12 protein-coding genes and 2 pseudogenes are annotated in these 12,997 nt (G+C 69.8%); 3 read left to right on the top strand and 11 right to left on the bottom strand.

Going from position 1 to position 12,997, the window contains the following annotated elements; translation table 11 throughout:
* The first annotated feature begins 33 nt into the window (after nt 1-33).
* The gene (locus ACIGWZ_RS09365; protein WP_400062492.1) at nt 34-156 is read left to right on the top strand and encodes a hypothetical protein; all 123 of its coding nucleotides are present in this window, start codon (nt 34-36) and stop codon (nt 154-156) included.
* Between the two features lie 15 nt (nt 157-171).
* Here the strand turns inward: ACIGWZ_RS09365 and ACIGWZ_RS09360 are convergent, their stop codons facing one another.
* The gene (locus ACIGWZ_RS09360; protein ID WP_400062490.1) at nt 172-723 is read right to left on the bottom strand and encodes a helix-turn-helix domain-containing protein; all 552 of its coding nucleotides are present in this window, start codon (nt 721-723) and stop codon (nt 172-174) included.
* Between the two features lie 92 nt (nt 724-815).
* On the opposite strand from ACIGWZ_RS09360, the gene ACIGWZ_RS09355 reads away from it, so the two are divergent.
* Both ACIGWZ_RS09355 and ACIGWZ_RS09350 read left to right on the top strand, forming a co-directional pair.
* Nucleotides 816-1,721, top strand: coding sequence for an alpha/beta fold hydrolase (locus tag ACIGWZ_RS09355; protein ID WP_400062488.1), 906 nt, complete (start codon nt 816-818; stop codon nt 1,719-1,721).
* 199 nt (nt 1,722-1,920) lie between these two features.
* On the top strand, nt 1,921-2,481 hold the full coding sequence (locus ACIGWZ_RS09350; RefSeq protein WP_400062486.1) for a GNAT family N-acetyltransferase: 561 nt from the start codon (nt 1,921-1,923) through the stop codon (nt 2,479-2,481).
* An 81-nt stretch (nt 2,482-2,562) separates the two neighbouring features.
* Here the strand turns inward: ACIGWZ_RS09350 and ACIGWZ_RS09345 are convergent, their stop codons facing one another.
* From ACIGWZ_RS09345 to ACIGWZ_RS09300, 10 genes and pseudogenes are all read right to left on the bottom strand, one after another.
* On the bottom strand, nt 2,563-3,330 hold the full coding sequence (locus ACIGWZ_RS09345) for a class I SAM-dependent methyltransferase (protein ID WP_400062484.1): 768 nt from the start codon (nt 3,328-3,330) through the stop codon (nt 2,563-2,565).
* An 81-nt stretch (nt 3,331-3,411) separates the two neighbouring features.
* A complete protein-coding gene (locus ACIGWZ_RS09340; RefSeq protein ID WP_400062482.1) occupies nt 3,412-4,638 on the bottom strand; it encodes an aminotransferase class V-fold PLP-dependent enzyme in 1,227 nt (408 codons plus the stop codon).
* Nucleotides 4,635-5,972, bottom strand: coding sequence for a pyridoxal-phosphate dependent enzyme (locus ACIGWZ_RS09335; RefSeq protein WP_400062480.1), 1,338 nt, complete (start codon nt 5,970-5,972; stop codon nt 4,635-4,637). The genes ACIGWZ_RS09340 and ACIGWZ_RS09335 overlap by 4 nt, the downstream gene beginning before the upstream one ends.
* The gene (locus ACIGWZ_RS09330; protein WP_400062478.1) at nt 5,969-7,486 is read right to left on the bottom strand and encodes a Y4yA family PLP-dependent enzyme; all 1,518 of its coding nucleotides are present in this window, start codon (nt 7,484-7,486) and stop codon (nt 5,969-5,971) included. Before ACIGWZ_RS09330 ends, ACIGWZ_RS09335 begins: the two co-directional genes overlap by 4 nt.
* Nucleotides 7,487-7,678: 192 nt before the next feature.
* Nucleotides 7,679-7,930, bottom strand: coding sequence for a hypothetical protein (locus tag ACIGWZ_RS09325; RefSeq protein WP_400062476.1), 252 nt, complete (start codon nt 7,928-7,930; stop codon nt 7,679-7,681).
* A 141-nt stretch (nt 7,931-8,071) separates the two neighbouring features.
* A complete protein-coding gene (locus ACIGWZ_RS09320) occupies nt 8,072-10,300 on the bottom strand; it encodes a molybdopterin cofactor-binding domain-containing protein (RefSeq protein WP_400062474.1) in 2,229 nt (742 codons plus the stop codon).
* 9 nt (nt 10,301-10,309) lie between these two features.
* Nucleotides 10,310-11,293, bottom strand: coding sequence for an FAD binding domain-containing protein (locus ACIGWZ_RS09315; protein ID WP_400062472.1), 984 nt, complete (start codon nt 11,291-11,293; stop codon nt 10,310-10,312).
* On the bottom strand, nt 11,290-11,859 hold the full coding sequence (locus tag ACIGWZ_RS09310; protein ID WP_400062470.1) for a 2Fe-2S iron-sulfur cluster-binding protein: 570 nt from the start codon (nt 11,857-11,859) through the stop codon (nt 11,290-11,292). Before ACIGWZ_RS09310 ends, ACIGWZ_RS09315 begins: the two co-directional genes overlap by 4 nt.
* 325 nt (nt 11,860-12,184) lie before the next feature.
* Nucleotides 12,185-12,295 (bottom strand): annotated as a pseudogene (locus ACIGWZ_RS09305) (IS630 family transposase); the annotation flags it as partial.
* A pseudogene (locus ACIGWZ_RS09300) lies at nt 12,296-12,394 on the bottom strand (hydrolase); the annotation flags it as partial. It lies immediately after the preceding pseudogene.
* Nucleotides 12,395-12,997 lie beyond the last annotated feature (603 nt).

Below are 12,997 nucleotides of genomic sequence, written 5' to 3'. Positions count from 1 at the left end.
ATCGACGAGGACCGGCACAAAGACCGCAACACGGTGGAGCGGGCCATCGGCAAGCCCAAGCGGTTCAGAGCCGTCGCCACCCGATACGACAAGCGAGGGTGCGTCTACCCCGGCACCGTCACCGCCGCCGCACTCCTCATCCGGCTGCGGTCGTGATCGAAGGAACAGACCCTAATTCTCGCCACTGGCCGCGGGTGGTTCCTCGGCGGGGAACAGGATCGGGCTGATCAGGTATCGGGTGCGCTCGGGTGAGGGCTCATGGGCGATACGGCGCATCAAGGCGTCGCGCATCTCATCGATCAGCGCGGTGAGTTCGTCCCGGCTGAGCCACATCGCGTGCTGGCGGTAGCCCACCAGATCGGCGGCGGGGTCGGCGCCGGGCCGGTCGAGGTAGGTGTTGAACTCGGCCAGCAGGGTCGCCATCGCCACGGCGAACACCCGCCGATGGTCCTCGAGCGGAACCGAAGCAGCGGTGTCGGCGTCGATCACCGCCCGCTCACGCCGCAGCCGGTAGCGGCGCTCGACGGCTCCGCGCACCCGCTGCTCGCCCTCGACCTCCAGCAGGCCGCCATCGGCCAGCAGGCCCACATGCCGGTACACGGTGGCCTTCGACACGTCGGGCAGCAGCGCGCACAACTGCGAGGTGGTCAGCGTCCGGCCGCCGGACATGGCGTGCACGATGCGCAGCCGTACGGGGTGCAGGAGCAGATCGACCGTGTCCATGGGAATACGATCTCACGGGTGATACTGTTCTCAAAGTTGAGAATGAAGCTGTGGCACAGGCCCATCGCATCGGCATCGCAGAGGAGCAACCCATGACCCGCACGCCACCTCCCCTTGGACGCCTGCATGACATCGGCGACGGTCGGCACCTGATGCTGCACCGCTCCGGCGCGAGCGGCCCGACTGCGGTATTCCTGGCGGGCGTGGGGCTGATGAGCCTGGACTACCTGAACATCCACAACCACGTCGCCGAGCTGACCACGAGCGTCCTCTACGACCGCGGGGGCAACGGCTGGAGCTACCCTGCCGGGCTGCCCCGCACCGCAGCCGAAGTCACCGACGAACTGCACGAACTGCTCTGCACCGCCGGCGTTCCCGGCCCCCACCTGTTGATCGGCCACTCCCTGGGTGGGGCTTACGCGCGCCACTACGCCAGGCGTTTCCCCGACGAGGTGGCCGGCCTGCTCCTGCTCGACCCCTTCCACGAGGACATGGCGACCCGCGTCCCCCGGCAGGTACGGGAGAAGCTCGACGACATGCTGGATCAGATGAGGAGCCAGGAGTCGGCCGAGCCCACGCCGGAGCAGCTGGAGCAGTCCCGTGCCCAGATGGTCCAGCACTTCGCCGCCTGGCCGGAGCCGGTGCGCGAGCCCTTGGTCGCGCGTCACCTCGCCACCTGGCGGGTCGCCTCGCGCGAGAACCACAACCTCTACGACAAGGTCGCCGGCGAGTTCCGGCAGGCCCCGGCCACCCCCGACGTGCCGCTGATCGTGCTCACGGCCATGGGACACGACGCCACCCAGGCCCACCTGTGGCCCGCGGAACTCCTGCGCGAGATCAACGAGGGCAAGCGCGCCCTGCACTCCGAGCTGGCCGCCGAGTCCTCGCGCGGCGAGCAGAGGATTCTCGACGACGCGGGGCACGGGTGGCTGCACGAGGAGCGGGCGGACGCGGTGATCCAGGCCGTCAACGACCTCATCGCAAGGGCGCGTCGATGACAGCACCAAGTGCCTGCCGCACGCCCCGCACACCGGCTCACGCCGAAGCCGGAGCTGCTCCCGCCGCTTCGACTCGCACTCCTCACCTACGGAAGTGAAGAGCCCTGCACCCACACGTTCCGAAGCTCCACCGCCACCCCCGCCCTTCCCAAGGTCTGAGCGATCCGTCCGCGACCGGAGATCTGGCAGGCTGCCCGTCATGACGGCGCACGAGGCAGCGATGGCACCCGAGTTCACACAGATCACCCGCCCCGGGGAGATCACCCCTGAACTCAGGCGGGAGCTGACGAACTGCTGGGTGACGGTGAGCAATGCCGGCGGGGCGGTCATCCCCGCCGACTTCCCTCTGCCGCCGGTGAGTACCCGGGACGTCGCGCCAGTGGTGGACCAGCTCGTCCACGGACTTGATCCGCAACGGAGGAGGCTGCTCGTCGCCACTGTCGAGAGCGCGCTCGCGGGCTGGCTGTTCCTTCGCCGTGACGAGCATCCACTCGTCGCGCACTGCGGCGTGGTCAACCACGTCCAGACGCACACCCGCTTCCGCCGCCTGGGGATCGGCGCCGCGCTGATGCACCGCGTCCGTGGTATCGCCCGGGACGAGATGGGGCTGGAACGGCTGGGGCTCAGCGCGAGAGCGGGCCTGGGACTGGAGGAGTTCTACCGCAAGTTGGGGTGGGTGGAGGTCGGCCGATGGCCGGGAGCGCTGCGGGTGGCGCCCGGCGACGACCGTGACGACATCTTGATGAGCCTCACCCTCTGACACGCCGCAGGAGAAGCACACCCCCGGCCGCGGTGCCGGTCCCGTACCTACCGACGGCGACAGTCAGCGGCCGGAGCGGCATCAGTCCTTGACCGCGACCAGGACATGGCTGTCCCCGAACTGCCAGACCGGTGTGACGTGGCGAAAGCCCGCCTGTCGCAGGAGTTCGGTGTGACGGGCCGCCGTCAGGCCGCCGCCGTCGCTGCCGCTTCCGCGCGCGGCCCGGCGCCGCTCGCGTTGCGTGAACAGGTCGGCCAGCTCGGGGTCCTCGGCCGCCGCTACCCACCAGGACCGCCAGTCCTCATGGAGGTGAATGCGTGAACGCTCGGCCCGGCGGCGGCCTACCTGTGCGGTGAGATCCGAGCAGGGCGGGCCGCCCTGCGGGAAGTGATCACCGTTGATGAGGGCGCCTCCAGGGCTCAGGAGGGCCGCCAGACGGCGGTAGGTGGCCAGCAGGGTGGACTCGGGGAGGTAGTGGAGGGCCGTCGTCGAGACGGCCGCGTCCAACGGGCGGTCCAGTTCGAGGGCTTCGGTCCAGCCGTCGTCGCCGATCACGGCGTCCACAAAGCGGGCGGCGCCCGCGTGGTGGGTGCGGCCGAGCTCCAGAAGGAGCGGGTCCATGTCGACGGCGACGATCTCCGCGTCCGGCAGGCGCTCGGCGAGCCGCGCCGCCAGCGAGCCGGGCCCGCAGCCCAGGTCCAGGAGCAGCGGTCCGGCGCGGCCCGCCGTGACGCACTCGACCACATCGGCGATCACGGTGAACCGCTCCTCGCGGTCGATGGCGTAGTGCTGCTGCTGTTGCTCCCAGCGCTCCACCCAGTGTTTGGCCGTCGCCATGCTCACGCCCATCCGGCCGCGCCACCTCTTCCGTCTCACACCTGTCGCGATCACCTCCGAATCTACATGTGGAAACGGTTTTCATTCACGCCTTCAGTCGAGCGAGGCAAGTACGGTCAACAGGCGGTCGATTTCCTCCACGGTGTTGTACACATGCAGGCTGACCCGCACCGATCCGTCCTTCTCGGCCGCGCCGGCCTGGCACAGGCTGTCGGCCCGCACCATGAAGCCATGGCTGAACAGGATGAAGCCGAGGTCGTCGGAAGGGATGCCGTGGTGCCGGAAGGTGACGATGCCGTGGCGCCGCTGGACGGCGGGGACCGGGGAGCCGGCGGCCAGACTGGACTGACAGCCCAGGATCTCGTACGAGGCGAGGCGCCGGAGTCCGTCGGTCAGCCGGGTCGCGAGGGCGACGGTCCACCGCGCAATCCGGTCCGTGCCGACCGCGTCCAGCCAGTCGAGCGCGGCCTCCAGCGAGGCGATGCCGACGGTGTTGGGGGTGCCGTGCCAGCCGCCGGGCTCGAACAGCGGGCCGCGGGCGTTGCGCGCCCAGATCGCCCCGGAACCGGGCAGGGCCAGCGCCTTGTGGCCGGAGAAGACGATGAAGTCGACGTCGAGGGCGGAGCCGGCCACGCGCACCGGGAGATGGCCGACGCTCTGGGCGGCGTCCAGACAGATCGGTACGTCCGGGCCGACGGCCGCCCGGATGCGGTGCACGTTCATGTCGCCCCCGTACACGTGGTGGATGTGCGTGGCGGCGACGAAGCGGGTGCGCGGGCCGATGACCCGGTCCAGCGCCCGATGGTCGTAGTCGCCGGACTCCGCCTGGTACGGCAGCGCCCGCACCCGTACGTCGATTCCCCGGTCGGCCAGCAGCCGTTGGGCCTCCAACCACGGGTCCAGGTTCGCCCGGTGGTCGGCGAAGGGCACGAGGATCTCGTCGCCGTCGGTGAGGTACGAGGTGAGCCAGTCGCGGGCGATGATGCGCAGCCCCTCGGTGGTGCCGCTGGTGAAGTGGACGGCGGACCGCTGCGGTTCCGGATCGCCGAGGAACTCCTTGACCCGCCGCCGAGTCCGTTCCACCAGCTCCGTCGTCCGGTTGGCCCACGGGTAGGTGCCCCGTCCCGCGTTGGCGTTCGTCGTCGTGAGATAGGCCTCTACGGCATCCAGCACCGCCCGGGGTTTCTGAGAGGTGGCCGCGCTGTCGAGGTAGACCAGCTCGGGGTGTGCGGTGATGATCGGGAACTGCGCCCGCGCCCGGCGATGCCAGTGCGCCGACTCCGCCCGCTCCTCCCGGTAGAGCGGATGCCCGGTGCTCATTCCCGCACCAGCGGGGCGCCCGCATCCCGCCAGGCGATGATGCCGCCGGCGAGGCTACGGATGTCGGGATGTCCCATCCGGGTCAGCAGCGCGGCGTACCGGGCGGACTTCTCACCGACCGGACACGCCAGCAGCACCGGCCGCCGCTTGCTGAAGGGCAGCCCGCCGCGGACGAGTTCATCGAAGAGCTCGTCGACGATGTTGACCGAGCCTTCGATGTGCAGTGCGGCGTACGCGTGCGGGCCCCGCAGATCGACGACGAGCGGGCGCGGCTCGCCCCCGGCGATCCACCGCCGGGCGTCGTCGGTGCCGATGACCTGGGCCTCGGCCTGCACTTCGGCGTCGGTGAGGGCCGCGGCGGAGTGACCGCGGCGCAGTGCGCCCAGGAGCTCGGGGCGGCGCTGCCGTACATAGCTGAGATAGCTCTCGGCGCGGTCGCAGACGATGAACACCGCTGACCTGCGAGGCGCCGAGTCCGTCAACTCGGCGTCCACGCCCCGCAGATGACGTACCGCGCCCAGGTAGGCGGCACCACCGGTCGGTCCCGACAGCAGCCCGCAGCGGCGGATGAGGGTCAGCATGCCGTCGATGGCCTCGTCGGAGCTCACCGACTCAATGGTGTCGTACGTCGCCGGGTCGAACAGGCCGACCTGGTGGACCTCGTCGAGGGTGCGGATGCCGGGGATGAAGTCCGTTGTGCGGGCGACCAGGCCGAGGACGCGTACCTCGGGATCGTGCTCGCGCAGCAGCCTGGCCACTCCGGTCGACGAACCGGCCGTGCCCACGCAGGCGATGAACCAGTCCGGTGCCCGCCCGTCCAGGTCCTTCACTATCTCCGGGCCGGTCCCCGCCGCGTGCGCCTCGGTGTTACGCGGGTTGAAGTACTGGTCCGTGTGCAGATACGTGCTTCCCGGTTCGGAGAGCGCCTGGTGGAAACGGGTCAGCGGATCGTCCGTGTCGGTGGGGTCGAGGCACTCGCTCTGCCCGGGCAGTTCCTCGATCTCGGCGCCCAGCAGCAGAAGCAGCTCCTTGATCTCCGGCACCCGCATCCGGTTGGTCACGCTCTTGAACCGCAGCCCGTGCATCCCGGCCAGCAGGGCGAGGGCCTTGGCCGTGTTCCCGCTGGAGAGTTCCACCACCGTCTCACCACCGTCGGCCGCGGCCTCCAGAAGCGGGCGCGCCATGTTCCAGGCGGGCCGGTCCTTGACCGAGCCGAAGGGGTTGAGCATCTCCAGCTTCGCGTACAGGTCGATGTGGCGCAGGCCGTGCACGGCCGGGTCGATGCGCACCAGCGGCGTGTTGCCGATCGCCTCTGTGATGCTGTCGTACCTCATGACAACGCTCCCCCCGGGTGGGTGATCGGCCAGTACTCCTCGTCCAGGCACCAGCGCCAGGTGCCGCCCTCTCGGACGACGGCGACCGTGCGGGCGACGGGCTGCCGTTGCGCGCGGTGCGCGTGGAAGTCCATTGCGTAGCCCGCGGTGTTGGCGAAGGCGAGCAGATCACCGATGCGTGGCAGCCGGGGAAGGTAGACCGTGCGACGGGTGATCAGATCCGCCTCCAGACACAGGTTGCCGACGAGGTGGACCCCCACCGGGCTTTCCTCGTCCGACCCTTCGGATGCGGTACGGGGAATGAGTACCGGATCGACGAGCACGCCGTGCTCCTCGAGGCTCACGTCCCCGGCGTTCATGCCCAGGCGCACCAGATACTCGCCCGAGCCCGAGCCCGATTCCGAGTCCTCCCCCGTACGCCGTACGTCCAGCACCCGGGCCAGGGAGAGCCCGCACTGGTCCGCCAGGGCCCGGCCCGGCTCGACGTACAGGTCATGGAGGTGCTCCAGGAGCAGGGTGGCCGACGGGCGTCCCAGAGAGGGCGTGGGCAGGGAGAGAAGTTCGTCCAGGTAGCCGGGTCCGGCGGTGGGCCGGTACGCCGGGTAGAGGGCCGCCGTCCCGCGCACCGTGCCGCCCTCGTTGCGCAGCCCGTAGCCGTGCCCGCGCCAGGTCAGGGCCGGGCGGGTGCCGAGCACCGCCTCGGTCAACGCGGTGGTGTAGCGCTCCCACTGGTCGGCGTCGGCGACATAGCCGACGCCGAAGCCGCCGCCGATGTCGACCACGCGCGGTGCCAGCCCCCGGACACGGCACTCGTCCATGACCTGCACGCAGCACTCCAGGGCGCGGACCTTCTCCGCGAGGGCGGTCGTGTCCAGGTGGTACGCCACACCCGTCAACTCGACTGCGTCACGGTTCCGTTCGACCGCGGACAGAAGATCACTCACCTCCCCCGCCGGAGAGCCGAAGCGGCTGCGCCGCGAGCGCAGCCGCACACCCGCTCCTGCGGAGTCCGCGGCCGACTCGAACTCGGAGAGCCGCAGCAGGACGTCGATTCGGGAGAGGCCGTACTTCCGTACGATCTCCACCAGTTGATCCAGCTCACCGTGCGAGTCGAGGTTCACCGTCGCCCCGACACGAGCGGCGAGCCACAGGAACTCCGGGTCCTTGGGGCCGGTGGCCATGATCCTGTCCGGCGTGAGACCGCACGCCAGGGCGTGCCGCAGCTCCCCCAGCGAGGCGACATCGACGCCGACCGCGGCCGGGTCCATCGCCGCCAGCCGCCGCACCAGCGCGCTGGACCGGTTCGCCTTGTGCGCGAAGTACACCCGCCCGGCGAGGTGGTGCTCACGGTAGACGGCACGGAATCGCTCGGCGTTCTCGGCGATCCGCTCCGGCAGCAGCACATTGAGCGGAGAGCCGAGGGCGTCGACGAGCGAGTGCAGGAACCCGCCGGCGTCCAGCAGCGAGGTGAGCGGTGGTTCCAGTCGTGGTTGCAGATACAAGGGCACATCCACGACAGGCACCTTCCCTCTGCACCGGACGACCGCGGCTCCGACAACAGTTCGGGCGAATCATTTCCCCCTACAAGGGCCTTTAAGCCCCGGCACCCGGCCACGTGCGGACCCCGCCGCTTTCCGACAGGAGTGGCCGAACGGCGGCCATGGCGCGGCTGAAGGATCACCGTCAGCCGATGGAGGACCGGCCTCTCACGACACCGAGCCGGACCCCGGCGCGGGCGCCGCACCCGCCCAAACGGTCTGAAAGGCCAGCCGCAGACAGCCCGCGAGCGCCGGATGTTCGATGAACAGCGTGGTGGTGGAGCCCGCACCGGCCACCGGGTCGGGCATGTCGCACGGCACGAGGGACGCGTCGGCGATGACGAGCTTCAGCGGCAGTTCCCGGGCACAGCGGGCTTCCTCCTGTTCAACCCCGTCGGGCTGAACAGGCCGACGGTGCATGCGAGGTGTTCGCTTGCCGCCGCGTTCGGCCCGCTGCCGTCGACCACCCCCTCGGCGACCAGGAAGGCCGCCGGCTCGGTCAGGGTCCGCGTCGAGGGCCGAGCCAGGCACGGGACAGGGCGAACGGTGCCTGATGCGGCATCAGCTGTCCATGAGTGGGAGCTCGGGCAACAGCTTCTCGAGGGTGATGGGGAAGTCGCGTACGCGTATCCCGGTGGCGTTGAACACCGCGTTCGCCACCGCCGCACCGGCCCCGCAGATGCCCAGTTCGCCGACACCCTTTGCGCCCAGGACGTTGGCCTTGTCGTCGTACCCGTCGAGGACGATGGCATCGACGTCGGGGACGTCGGCGTGGACCGGCACGAGGTATTGCGCCAGATCCCGGTTGACGAAGGCGCCGGAGCGCGGGTCGACGACGGCCTCTTCCTCGAGGGCCGCGCCGGCCCCCCAGATCATGCCGCCGATCAGCTGCGAGCGCGCCGTCTTCGAGTTGAGCACGCGACCCACCGAGAACACGCCCAGCATCCGGCGCAGCCGGATCTCGGCGGTGTCCGCGTCGACCCCCACTTCGGCGAAATGGGCCCCGTAGGTGTGGATCGAGTAGGCCGCGTAGTTCGGATCGTCGCCCATGAAGGGTGTCCGGCCCTCCGCCTCCACACCTTCGGGATGGCTCCGCGCGACGATCTCGCTCAGCGCCTCTGTCGCGCCACCGATGCGCACGTGGCCGTCGGAGAACATCGCCTCTGCCGGGTCCAGGCCGTGCAGCGAAGAGCGCGTGTCGCCGAGCGCCGCTGCCAGCAGTTTCTCGCGCAGGGCCGCGCACGCCCGATGCACCGCGGTGCTCGAGTTGGCGGCGCCCCACGAGCCACCGGAACCCCAGCTGGAGGGAAGGTCGGAACGCGCGGACTCGATCCGCACCCGATCGGGCGGCAGTGCCAGCCCGTCGGCCGCGACCTGGGTCAGGATGGTGTAGGTGCCCGTTCCGATGTCGGTCATGTCCGTCTCGACGACGGCGGTGCCGTCCGCCTCGCACCGCACCCGCACCGTTGTCGGGCCCTGGAAATGCCCGCGGATGGCGGCCGCCATGCCGTAGCCGACCAACCACCGCCCCTCGCGCACACTCGCCGGGGTGGCGGGCCGGCCCTCCCAGCCGAAGCGGCGCGCGCCTTCGCGCAGGCAGTCGACCAGGTGGCGGTCGCTGTACGGCACGCCCCGCTCGGGATCGACGGTGGGCTCGTTGCGGATCCTCAGTTCGACGGGGTCCATGCCGAGCGCATCGGCCAGCTCGTCCATCGCCGACTCGACCGCCAGCATCCCCGGCGCCTCGCCCGGCGCGCGGACGTCGGTCCCGGGCGGCAGGTCGAGCGGCGTGAGCCGGTGGCTGGTCAACCGGTGGGGCGCGGCGTACAGGCTGCGGGTCGTGGCGGCGGTCTGCTCGGCGTACTCATTGTCGGGGTTGGTGTGCATGGTGACGTCATGGGCGATCGCAGCCAGCCGACCGTCGTGCGCCGCGCCCAGCCGCACCCGCTGGCTTGATATGGGGCGCATGCCGGTGAGGTGGAACATCTGCTGTCGGGTCAGCGCCGCTTTGACCGGTCGGCGCAACGCGCGGGCGGCGAGGGCCGCCAGGATCGCCTCGGAATGGATGCCCAGCTTGGAGCCGAACCCCCCGCCGACGAAGCGGGAGACGACGTGAATGCGCGCAGGGTCCATCCGAAGGGTGCCGGCGATCGAGGCATGCGCCGCGTCCACGATCTGACTGCTGACGTAGACCACCAGGTCCTCGCCATGCGGTTCCACCAGACACGCGTGCGGCTCCATCGGCATGGAGAACTCGTACGGCGTCGTGTAGTGCTGATCGACTCTGACGGCAGCCGCATCGAATCCGGCATCGAAATCACCCACCGCGGTGTCGGTGGGGATTCCGGCATTGACCACTTTGGGGATGTACGCCTCGCCTTCCTGCTCGGCGAAGTCGAAGCGTCCCCGGCCGCCGGTGTATTCCACGTCGACGAGACCGGCCGCCGCCCGGGCCTGCTCGAAGGTCGTGGCGACGACGAATGCCACCGGTTCGCCGTAATGGTGAATCTCCGGGCTGGTCAGGACCGGCTGGGCGCGCCAGTATTCGAAGGAAACGGACTCATCGCGGACGCCTTGTGTCGGGGCGTTGTGATGGGTCATCACCAGGTGGACGCCGGGCGCGGCTTCGGCGCTCTCGGTGTCGATCCGGGTGATGCGGCCCTTGCCGATCGTCGCGCCGACGATGAAGCCGTAGAGCGGTTGGTCGGCGCCCCAGTGCTCGTAGGAATAGGTGGCCCGGCCGGAGACCTTCAACGGGCCGTCGACGCGGTTCACAGCTTGGCCGATCATCTCGACTCCTCAGCTCGACTGGGCCGCTTGTGCCAACGTGCGGCACAGCGTGCGCTTGGCCAGCTCGATCTTGAAGTCGTCGTGTCCCTGACCCACGGCGTCGCGCATCGCGGCTTCGGCCGCGGAGCGATAGGTGGCCATCGTGGCGGGACGGCCGGTCAGCGCGGCCTCCGCCTCGAGGGACCGCCACGGTTTGTGGGCCACACCGCCGAACGCCACCCGCGCCTCGCTGATCATTGCCTGATCGGTCGAGACGACGGCCGCCACGGAGACCAGGGCGAACTCGTAGGACGCCCGGTCGCGCACCTTGCGGTAGATCTGCCGGCCCGGCGGGGGCGGGGGCAGGACCACGCTCGTGATCATCTCGCCGGGCCGCAGCTCCGTCTCGATGTGCGGCGTATCGCCCGGCAGCCGGTAGAAATCCGTGAGCGCGACGCGGCGTACCGACTCGTCGGCGTCGAGCAGTTCGACCTCTGCCTCCAGCGCGGTCATCGCGACGGCCATGTCCGAGGGATGGGTGGCGATGCAGGATTCGCTGGCGCCGAGGACCGCGTGTATGCGGTTGAACCCGCCGATCGCCGAGCATCCGGACCCGGGATTCCGCTTGTTGCAGCCCTCAGCAGTGTCGTAGAAGTAGGGGCAGCGCGTGCGCTGCAAAAGGTTTCCCCCGGTGGACGCCTTGTTTCGCAACTGGCCCGATGCGCCGGACAGCAGCGCCTGCGACAGGACCGGGTACCGGGTGCGCACTCGGGTATCTGCGGCCACATCGGAATTCACGGCCTGAGCGCCGATCCGCAGTCCGCCGTCCGGCAACTCCTCGATGTCCCGCAACGGAAGCCGGCTGATGTCGACCAGATGGCCGGGCTGCTCGATGTCGAGCTTCATGAGGTCGAGCAGATTGGTGCCGCCACTGATGAACTTCGCACCGGGGCGCGACACCGCGGCCACGGCGGCCCGTGCGTCCGTGGCGCGTTGGTAGGTGAAGGGCCTCATTCCGCGTCCCCTTCCGCCACACTGCGGATAGCCGCGACGATGTTCGGATAGGCGGCGCACCGGCAGATGTTGCCGCTCATCCGCTCGCGGATCTCCTCATCGGTCAACGCGATCCGCACCGGGGCCACGTCGGCGGTGGCGTGGCTGGGCCAACCCGCCTCCACCTCGGTGAGCATGCCGACAGCCGAACAGATCTGGCCGGGAGTGCAGTAGCCACATTGGAAGCCGTCACACTCGACGAAGGCGCTTTGCATGGGGTGCAGATCACCGGGGCCGCCCAGGCCTTCGATCGTCAGCACCTCGTCGTCCTCGTGCATGACGGCGAGCGTCAAACAGGAGTTGATGCGCCGGCCGTTGACCAGCACGGTGCAGGCGCCGCACTGCCCGTGGTCACAGCCCTTCTTGGTCCCGCTCAGGCGCAGATGTTCGCGCAGCGCGTCGAGCAGCGAGGTCCGCGGATCCACCTCGAGCCGCCGCACCTGACGGTTGACGCTCAACGTGATCGCCGAGAGGTGGGCCGACTCGCCCTGGCTCCGCCCCGCGGCGCCCGTCTCCGGATCGCTCATCACAGCCCGCCTTCCTCGCGCGGTGCGGGTGTCACCCGGTATGTGCGTCGCCGCGGTCGGGCCCGCTCCGCCGCGGCGCGTCGCCACTGCCAGGCACGCTCCCCGCTCCCAGGGTCTCGCAGAAGCCGTCCCGCCGCGAGGCGGCGCGAGTACGGGTACGCCGGCAGCATTTCGCTGTTTTCCCTGGTCAGGGGGGTGCTTGCGGTGAGAGGAGAGGGAGGTCTCCCCGCATGTCAGGCCCCTCCCCGCGTGGCTGGAGCGAGAGCCGCCGAACGGACAAAGGCCCAGGTCAGGCGCCTCCGTTCGGGCCCTGGTGGCGCTTTTGGAGGTTGAACGGGCCGAACTCGTCCAGGCGGAAGATCACGTCAGGTTCGCGTTCGTCAGGCGCGACTCCACCGTCGGCGATCGCGTAGAGGTGCTCGACCCGGGCCTTCTTGCCGTTGATGGCCTTCTGCCACAGGGGCTGGGTAGCGAAGCCGGGGTGGCCGGGCTCGGAGCCGATGGCCGTCGGGTGGACGAGGGCATCGGTACCAGCCATTCGCGCATATCCGCACGCGGCGCGAGCGCGGGATGCGTCTCGTACCTCTCGGTCGGCAGCCCGGGGAACTCCCGTCATCACAGGTCACGAGGCATGACTTCGTTGTCAGGCACCCGCAGGCGATCACCGCCGGTGAATCAACCTTCAAAGATTAAGCACAAGTTCCACACATCCCCTCTTCAGGCGGGCCCCGATGGTCTAGATTGACGGTGCTTCACATGGTGGACACCAGGCGATAAATGATGATCTATAGGTCCGGCGCCATGGACAGTCAGCAGTCGGGTCCTCGGCGCCAGACGTAGGGGTGATCAATTCTTGGAGCCCGAGGGGGGCTTGGGTGTGGGGAGCACCCGAGGCGACGGGTTCCCGCGCACCTCGGGACTCTGGCAGGACATGCGAGTCCCCTGCCGCCTGGGTGGGGTGTTCAAGTAGCGCTGCAATAGCTGGCATGTCATGCGCGGGTGGGCGGGGGCCTCCCGGGGAGGAACAGCGCGGAGCGGGGGGCGGGGGCCTCCCGAGGGGACGAACAGTGCGGGGGGCGCGGGCCTCCCGGGGGGAGGAACCGTGTGGAGCGAACACGTCGAGCCCACTGGCGACCTG

It is taken from the genome of Streptomyces sp. NPDC053427 (assembly GCF_044544985.1).
In the GTDB taxonomy this organism is placed as follows: Bacteria; Actinomycetota; Actinomycetes; order Streptomycetales; family Streptomycetaceae; genus Streptomyces.
This window is presented reverse-complemented; position numbering and strand designations above follow the sequence as displayed.